Here is a 7,139-nt window from a genome sequence, read left to right as displayed (position 1 = left end):
GCGCCGCCACGGTCGGCTTCGCGCCGCCGCTGCCCGGCGGGCCGAACGACCGGACGCTGACCACGACCTATCCGACCAAGGGGCCGATGATCCTGCAGCGGTCCCGCCCGCCCTTGCTGGAGACGCCGTTCGAGGTGTTCGACAAGGACGTGATCACCCCGAACGACCAGTTCTTCGTGCGCTGGCACTGGGCGAACATCCCCGCTTCGGTGGACGCCGGTTCGTTCCGGCTGACGGTGCATGGCCACGTGAACCGGACGGTGTCGCTGTCCCTGCCCGAGATCCTGGCGATGCCGCGCGTGGAGCTTGTCGCGGTCAATCAATGTTCGGGCAATTCGCGCGGGTATTTCCAGCCTCGGGTGCCCGGCGGCGAATGGGGCAACGGCGCCATGGGCAGCGCACGCTGGACCGGCGTGCGGCTGAAGGACCTGCTGGACCGAGCGGGCGTGAAGGCGGGGGCGGTGCAGGTGCGGTTCAACGGGCTGGACGAGCCGGTGCTGCCGGACGGGCCGGACTTCATGAAGTCGCTGGCAGTGGACCATGCAAACGACGGGGAGGTGATGGTTGCGTTCGGTATGAACGGCGAGCCGCTGCCGATGCTGAACGGCTTCCCGCTGCGGCTGATCGTTCCGGGCTGGTATTCGACCTACTGGGTCAAGATGCTGAACGACATCGAGGTGCTGGACCAGCCGGACCGCAATTTCTGGATGGCGACCGCCTATCTGATTCCGGACACGCCGGGCGCCAATGTCCGGCCCGGCGAGACCGGGTTCAAGCAGGTGCCGATCAACCGGATGGTGCCGCGGTCGTTCGTCACCAATCTCCGGCCCGGCGACACCGTCAAGGTGGGGGCGCCGACGGAAATCCGCGGCATCGCGTTCGGCGGCGATACCGGGGTCGCGCGGGTCGACGTCTCGATGGATGCCGGCAAGACCTGGCAGGCGGCCCAGCTTGGCGAGGACAAGGGCCGATATGGTTTCCGGCGGTGGCAAATGCCGTTCACGCCGGCCTCGGCCGGGCCGCAGGGCGTGATGGTCCGATGCACGAACGCCAACGGGCTGGCGCAGCCGGACAAGCCGGTCTGGAACCCGGGTGGTTTCATGCAGAACGTGATCGAGTCGATTTCCGTGACGGCGGCGTAAGGAGGTTCCCGATGCGCACCCTATATTGGCTGGCGGTCCTTCCGGTCGTGCTGGCGCCGCTGCCGGGTCAGGCCCAATCGTTGCAGGCCCAATCGTTGCAGGCATTAAAATCGGCCCATATCGACCTGCCGACGGGAAACATGACGTTCCCTCCCGGGCCGGGGGTCGAGGCGATCACCAACAACTGCCTGATCTGCCACTCGGCCGGGATGGTGCTGACCCAGCCGGCGCTGCCGAAATCGGCCTGGGACACCGAGGTCCACAAGATGATCAATGTCTACAAGGCGCCGGTGGCGGCGGAGGACGTGGCGGCGATCGTCGGGTACCTGGCGGCCACGAAGGGGGTCGAGGGGGCGCGCTGACCGGGGTCGCCATTTCGCGATCCGAGTGCGATCGTCCATGACGGCAGGATGAAATTCGTCGTCGCCACCTATGGCATCGCGGGCGATACGCGCCCCGATGCCCCCGTCAGCTTGCCGTCAGGAAGTTTACGACCATCGGATTGAGGGTTGCGGCGCCTTCCTCCGGCAGCCAATGGCCGCATCCGGGGAGGATCTCACTACGCACGTTGGTAGCATATTCGCGTAACTGATCGCCCTCCAATCTCCCCACGCCACCATGACCGCCGCCGCCGATCGCAAGCACCGGCATCGCGAGCTTGGTCGCGGCCAAAGACTTATTGCGCCGTGCCGTCTCGTTGAGTGCGCGGTAATATTCGAAACTGCCGTGGAGCGTCTGTGGCTTGGCGAAGGAGTGACCGTAGAGATCAAGAAGTTCCGGGGTGAATACATCCTTGTTGGCGGCATGCACCTTGATGAAATGTTCGAGGAAGAAGCGCTCGTTGCCGGTCACCAACCGCTCGGGCAGAAGGCCATCGGCCGCAAAGAAGCTGAAATGCCAGACCAGCGATTCACCTTCCGGCGTGAAGGCCGGGAACTGGTACAACCGATCATCCGGAATCGGCGCTTCCATGTAGACGAGGCGCCGAATATCCGACGGGTGCTCGGCCACCATCGGAAAGGTGTTCCAGATGCCGATGTCGTGTGCGACCAGGTCGAACGGCGCGGTCGGGCTGAAGCTCTTGGCGAACTTGTATAGCAGCACCGCCACGTCCTGGCCGGCATAGGATGTAGGGGCATCGGAAAGGCCCAGCGCCGGCAGATCCACCGCGATGACAGTATGCGTTTTGGCCAGCAGCGGCATCAGTTGGTGCCACTCATACCAGGTCTGTCCAAAGCCGTGGACCAGCAGGACGAGTGGTCCATCGCCGCCCTTCAGATAGTGAAGGTTGATGCCATCCATCTCACGATAACCCGGCGCGAAGTCCGCGGGCGTGGGAAATTCCTCCCGCACTGTCTGCGTCACGGCCGCTGGAACTGTAGAGCTGAAGGGCGCCGCAGTGGGGACTGGGGTCATGTTTTGGTCCTTCGGTGGAAAAACCTTGGGTCAGGCATGCACGCGCGGACCAGGCCGGAAGCCGTGCCGGTGCGCGTTGGACGCGATGCAAAGGGCGATGAGCAAGAAAACAAGCACCGCCCAGGGGAAGGAAGCGGCGCCCAGATGATCCAGCAGTAGGCCGCCGACGATGCCGCCCGCCGCGATCGCGCTATTCCAGACCGTCGTGACCATGGCGTTGGCAAGGTCCGCGCCATGACCGGCGGCATCCGCCGAGGCGGTCTGAAGCTGGGTCGCCGCACCACCGAACGACAGTCCCCAGGCGATGACGCCCAGACTGACGACAGCCGGGATCGGAGCGAAGAAACCGAGCGCCAATGCGACCGCGGCGAAGGCCGTCAGGCTGGTCAACACCAGCCGGCGCAACATGCGGTCGACCAGCAATCCCGTCGCCCAGATGCCGACGAGCGCGGAAAGGCCAAAGCCGAATAGGAGAACGTCGACGCGACCCTGGAGGCCGGACAATGCCGCGAACGGCGCGACATAGGTGTACAGGATGTTGTGCGCGGTCATCCAGGCGAAGATGGTCGCCAGGATCGGCCGAATGCCCGGCGTCCTGAACACGCCCGCGACCGGCATGCGCTGATGGACGGATTGCCCGGCGAAATCGGGCACCTTCCATAGCACCCAGCCGATCAGCAGGATCGTCGTGGCCGACATCCCAAGAAAGGCCGCGCGCCAGCCGATCGTGGCGCCCAGGAAGGCGCCGGCGGGAACGCCCAGCGACAAGGCGATCGGTGTTCCTACCATCGCGATGGCAAGCGCCCTTCCCTTCAGGCGACCCACCACCATGCGGCGCGCGTAGCCCGCCAAGATACCCCAGGCAAGACCGGCGGCCACGCCGGCAAGGAAGCGCGCGGCGAGCGTCAGCCAGTAATCGGCGGACAATGCCGTGATGGTGTTGAAAACGAGGAAGCCGAGGATCGCCGTCAGCAGCGTCGGCTTGCGCCGCCAGCCTTGCGTCCAGGCCGTCAGCGGTATCGCGGCGATCAAGGAGCCGGCGGCATAGGCCGTCACGGTTTGACCCGCGAGGGATTCGGAAACCCCCAGCCCTTCCGCCATGCGCGGAAGCAGGCCGGCGGGCAGCGTCTCGGTAAGGATTGCGGTGAACCCCGTCATCGCGAGCGCCAGAAGCGCCGCAACAGGAAGCTGATCCTGCTCGTCCTCCGCACCCGCCGTCGCCATCGTCGCCATGCCGCACCCCATATATGGATCGACCAGTCCATAAATGAATGGGGCCGAAGCGGTTGTCAACGACTTCTGGATTGATTATTTCAGAAGTCCGGCAAGGAGGCGGATATGGCGCGCACGGGTCGCCCGCGGAACTTCGATCGCGACGAAGCCGTCGCCAAGGCGATGCACCTGTTCTGGCAATACGGCTATGAAGGGACATCGCTGGAGCAGCTTCGCCATGCGATGGGGGATATCTCGTCCGCCAGCTTCTACGCCGCCTTCGGCTCCAAGGAGGCGCTCTATCGCGAAACGCTCGTGGAATATCTCCGTACTCACGGAAAGGTCGTCACGGCATTGCGGGACGAACATCTGCCCCCGCGCGATCGTTTGGAGCAGGCATTGCGCCGTTCCGCCGCCATGCAAACGGCCTCCGCGCACCCGACGGGCTGCATGGTGGCCCTGTCGGCGACGATCTGTTCGGAAGGCGGAGCCTCGGCACAGGCCGTGACCGCCGCCGAGCGGAAGGCGAACCGCGAGGCCATCGCTGCGTGCGTCAAAGCCGGTGTCGAGGAGGGAATCTTGCGACCGGATACGGATGTGGCCGGATTGGCAGCTCTCTACGAAGGATTGCTGGTTGGGCTTTCGATCCAGGCGCGGGACGGCGTCGCAGGCAAAAGCATTGACGCTGCAATTACCCAGGCAATGAAAGCCTGGGACGCGAGTTGCAAGGCCACCTCATAGCTGTTGGGCTGGACAGGCCACCATACCACCTGCGTTACGCCGATCCGGTGCTCGTTCGCCGACCTCTTCCGCGTGTCGGCATTGGTGGGGACAAACCTGCTCGTTCCTTTGCAGAGCGAACGGGCGTCGGTAGCGATCGGATAACATGAGGAAATACGGAAGTGGACGATCAGCATGTCGGTCAAAAGATTGGTGCGTCGACCATCCTGAATGAGATTGGCGCTGGTATCGATCGCAACTATCTCGGCCCCGCACCGGCCTAGCGCCGGTGCCGGCCCGCGCGCGCCTTATTTCCGCACGAATGTGGATGGCACCGCCGCGCTTCTGGAGGCGGCCAAGAGGGCCGGCGCTGCAAGCTTCGTCTCTATCAGCGCGGCGGCGGTCATCATGGACGATCGCGGTTCACCCATCCGCAACGCCAACGAAAGCGCCCCGATCTTCCCGAACAGTTTCTCCGGCTACATCGCGAGCAAGGCGCGGAGCGAAGCGGCTGTGCTGGCAGCCGACAAGCCGGGCTTTCGCACGATCGCCCTTCGCCCGCCCGCCATCTGGGGGCCTGGCGACCCGTTCAGCCACGCCATTCCACAGGCCATCGGATCGGGGCAGTTCGCGTTCATCGACCGCGGCGACTGCCCTTACGTCACCTGCCACGTCGATAATGTGGTGGAGGCCGTGCAATGCGCGCTCAGACATGACGCCGGAGGACGCGCCTATTTCATCCACGACCGGGAGGCGACGACGTTTCGCGCCTTCATCGCCATGCTTGCCGACCGGCAGGGGTTGTCCATCGACGGCATCCGGTCGGTTTCCTATCGGCTGGCGTTCACCCTCGGGCGATGGATGGAGATCGGCCCGGCCATTCGGCGCGCGCAAGGTGATCCGCCACTGACACGCACGCTGGCCAGGATGATCGGACGAGAATTCACCACGGACGATTCCGCAGCCCGCCGTGAATTGGGCTATGTCGGCAGGGTTTCGCGGGCCGAGGGCCTGGCGGCATACGGCGTCTAGGCGGTCGAGCGATTTCTTCGTCGCGGTTGCCGGACCGATGCAACTTTCCGGGGGGCGCCTCGTCAGTTGTCCTGCGAACGAGTTGCCGATACGCTTGTTCCGTCGAAAAAGGGCCAAGGATCGGACAGGTAAGCCCGGTCGCTCCATTCGGAGAACCTGCTCCACTCGATTTGAGCGGAACCCGCGGCGAGGCGTGACGCGATGTGCGTCGACGGCTCGGCGGGTGTTGGTTTTCGACATTGCCAGCGCATCCGTCGTGTCTCAACGAAGGAGATGAGCGATGAGCAGCGAATTTTCAGATACGATCGAGCAGTTCCTGGATCGCTTTCGGGCGGCATGGGATGCAGGGGACGCGCGGGCCTATGCGGCGCAGTTCACGGAGGATGCAACCTACGTCACGTGGCGCGGAGATCCGTTGGTCGGACGCGAAGCGATCGAGCGCATGCACGACGAGGTCTTCACGCGGTGGAGTCCGGGAAGCAAGATGCGGGTGAGCGCCGTCAAGGCAAAGACGCTGGGCTCGAACTCCTGCGTGGTTCTGACGGCTGGAGGTCTTGTGGAGAACAGCCCGCCGGACTTCGACAAGATGCAGACGTTCGCGCTGGTCCAGTCCGACGGGCGATGGCTCTGCGCCGCGTTCCAAAACACCGCGATGAGCGAGCAGGCGAAGAGCGCTTACAATTCTGCAGCGGACAAGTCCGCGTCGTCGTAGGTGCTGCGAAGATGGGAGGGGCGCCTATGCGCCGCCGTTGGACGGGCTGATTTCACCTGGCCGGCGCGGTGCGGTGGAGGGCTGGCTGACCATCGTTGGCCCGTGATGGTTGCGGGGAGAGGATTTGAACCTCTGACCTTCAGGTTATGAGCCTGACGAGCTACCGGGCTGCTCCACCCCGCGGGGGTGATTGGGTTAAGGGGGATGGATTGGAAGACCTGGCGGCGACCGACTCTCCCGTGCCTTGAGGCACAGTACCATGGGCGCTGGGGATTTTCACGGCCGAGTTCGAGATGGGATCGGGTGCGGGCTCCCCGCCAGAACCACCAGGTCGTCCAGTCCATCCTTTTTGGCGATCAGTGGTCGGTGACCGGTGATCGGGGGATGGGTTTGGTTCTGGTTGCGTGCGTGTTGTGCTGAAGCGATGGGATCGCGCCGGGCATCTGGCGATGATTCCCGCGCATGGTGTTGACCCGTTCTGATCACTGACGCTTGGTCACTGATCACGGGCATGTATCGAGCCGATCGGGCGATTAGGACCGGTTAGCTGAGGACGTTGCCGTCCGTATACACCCGGCCTATCGACGTGCTGGTCTTGCACGGCCCTCGGGGAGATCTCGTTTTGAGGTGGGTTTCCCGCTTAGATGCTTTCAGCGGTTATCCCGTCCATACATAGCTACCCGGCTGTGCCACTGGCGTGACAACCGGTGCACCAGAGGTATGTTCATCCCGGTCCTCTCGTACTAGGGACAAATCCTCTCAAATCTCCTTCACCCACGGCAGATAGGGACCGAACTGTCTCACGACGTTCTAAACCCAGCTCACGTACCACTTTAATCGGCGAACAGCCGAACCCTTGGGACCTGCTCCAGCCCCAGGATGTGATGAGCCGACATCGAGGTGCC

At 64.1% G+C, this 7,139-nt stretch carries 7 protein-coding genes, 1 tRNA gene and 2 rRNA genes; 5 read left to right on the top strand and 5 right to left on the bottom strand.

Annotation, left to right across the window (positions count from 1 at the left end):
- Nucleotides 1-1,142: molybdopterin-dependent oxidoreductase (locus tag VHB27_RS00135; RefSeq protein ID WP_325596414.1), on the top strand; the 1,142-nt coding region annotated here is incomplete at its 5' end.
- A gap of 11 nt (nucleotides 1,143-1,153) precedes the next feature.
- Complete coding sequence (locus tag VHB27_RS00130; protein ID WP_325596412.1) at nucleotides 1,154-1,504, top strand: cytochrome c; 351 nt, start codon at nucleotides 1,154-1,156, stop codon at nucleotides 1,502-1,504.
- A 106-nt stretch (nucleotides 1,505-1,610) separates the two neighbouring features.
- Here the strand turns inward: VHB27_RS00130 and VHB27_RS00125 are convergent, their stop codons facing one another.
- Both VHB27_RS00125 and VHB27_RS00120 read right to left on the bottom strand, forming a co-directional pair.
- Complete coding sequence (locus tag VHB27_RS00125; RefSeq protein WP_325596410.1) at nucleotides 1,611-2,558, bottom strand: alpha/beta fold hydrolase; 948 nt, start codon at nucleotides 2,556-2,558, stop codon at nucleotides 1,611-1,613.
- A 30-nt stretch (nucleotides 2,559-2,588) separates the two neighbouring features.
- Complete coding sequence (locus VHB27_RS00120; RefSeq protein WP_325596407.1) at nucleotides 2,589-3,791, bottom strand: MFS transporter; 1,203 nt, start codon at nucleotides 3,789-3,791, stop codon at nucleotides 2,589-2,591.
- A gap of 105 nt (nucleotides 3,792-3,896) precedes the next feature.
- Between VHB27_RS00120 and VHB27_RS00115 the strand changes: the two genes are divergently transcribed.
- The 3 genes from VHB27_RS00115 to VHB27_RS00105 all read left to right on the top strand — a co-directional run bounded on the left by VHB27_RS00115 (nucleotide 3,897) and on the right by VHB27_RS00105 (nucleotide 6,234).
- Nucleotides 3,897-4,511: a TetR/AcrR family transcriptional regulator gene (locus VHB27_RS00115; protein WP_325596405.1), complete on the top strand. Its 615-nt coding sequence runs from the start codon at nucleotides 3,897-3,899 to the stop codon at nucleotides 4,509-4,511.
- A gap of 210 nt (nucleotides 4,512-4,721) precedes the next feature.
- Nucleotides 4,722-5,522 (top strand): NAD-dependent epimerase/dehydratase family protein, encoded by an 801-nt coding sequence (locus VHB27_RS00110; RefSeq protein WP_325596403.1) that lies wholly within the window; start codon nucleotides 4,722-4,724, stop codon nucleotides 5,520-5,522.
- Between the two features lie 280 nt (nucleotides 5,523-5,802).
- Nucleotides 5,803-6,234, top strand: coding sequence for an SgcJ/EcaC family oxidoreductase (locus VHB27_RS00105; RefSeq protein ID WP_325596401.1), 432 nt, complete (start codon nucleotides 5,803-5,805; stop codon nucleotides 6,232-6,234).
- A 106-nt stretch (nucleotides 6,235-6,340) separates the two neighbouring features.
- On the opposite strand, the gene VHB27_RS00100 is transcribed toward VHB27_RS00105, so the two are convergent.
- The 3 genes from VHB27_RS00100 to VHB27_RS00090 all read right to left on the bottom strand — a co-directional run.
- Nucleotides 6,341-6,417 (bottom strand) — tRNA-Met (locus VHB27_RS00100).
- 33 nt (nucleotides 6,418-6,450) lie between these two features.
- Nucleotides 6,451-6,565, bottom strand: a 5S ribosomal RNA gene (gene rrf, locus VHB27_RS00095).
- Between the two features lie 181 nt (nucleotides 6,566-6,746).
- Nucleotides 6,747-7,139 (bottom strand): 23S ribosomal RNA (locus VHB27_RS00090); the annotation flags it as partial.

This window comes from Rhodopila sp., from assembly GCF_035548235.1.
Lineage (GTDB): Bacteria > Pseudomonadota > Alphaproteobacteria > Acetobacterales > Acetobacteraceae > Rhodopila.
Note: the sequence above shows the minus strand (reverse complement) of the source record. Positions and strands in the feature narration are given on the sequence as shown.

What these genes read in the sequence shown, in the direction of transcription:
- VHB27_RS00130 (WP_325596412.1), top strand. Translation starts at nt 1,154, where the DNA reads ATGCGCACCCTATATTGGCTGGCGGTCCTTCCGGTCGTGCTGGCGCCG.
- VHB27_RS00125 (WP_325596410.1), bottom strand. Translation starts at nt 2,558, where the DNA reads ATGACCCCAGTCCCCACTGCGGCGCCCTTCAGCTCTACAGTTCCAGCG.
- VHB27_RS00120 (WP_325596407.1), bottom strand. Translation starts at nt 3,791, where the DNA reads ATGGCGACGATGGCGACGGCGGGTGCGGAGGACGAGCAGGATCAGCTT.
- VHB27_RS00115 (WP_325596405.1), top strand. Translation starts at nt 3,897, where the DNA reads ATGGCGCGCACGGGTCGCCCGCGGAACTTCGATCGCGACGAAGCCGTC.
- VHB27_RS00110 (WP_325596403.1), top strand. Translation starts at nt 4,722, where the DNA reads ATGAGATTGGCGCTGGTATCGATCGCAACTATCTCGGCCCCGCACCGG.
- VHB27_RS00105 (WP_325596401.1), top strand. Translation starts at nt 5,803, where the DNA reads ATGAGCAGCGAATTTTCAGATACGATCGAGCAGTTCCTGGATCGCTTT.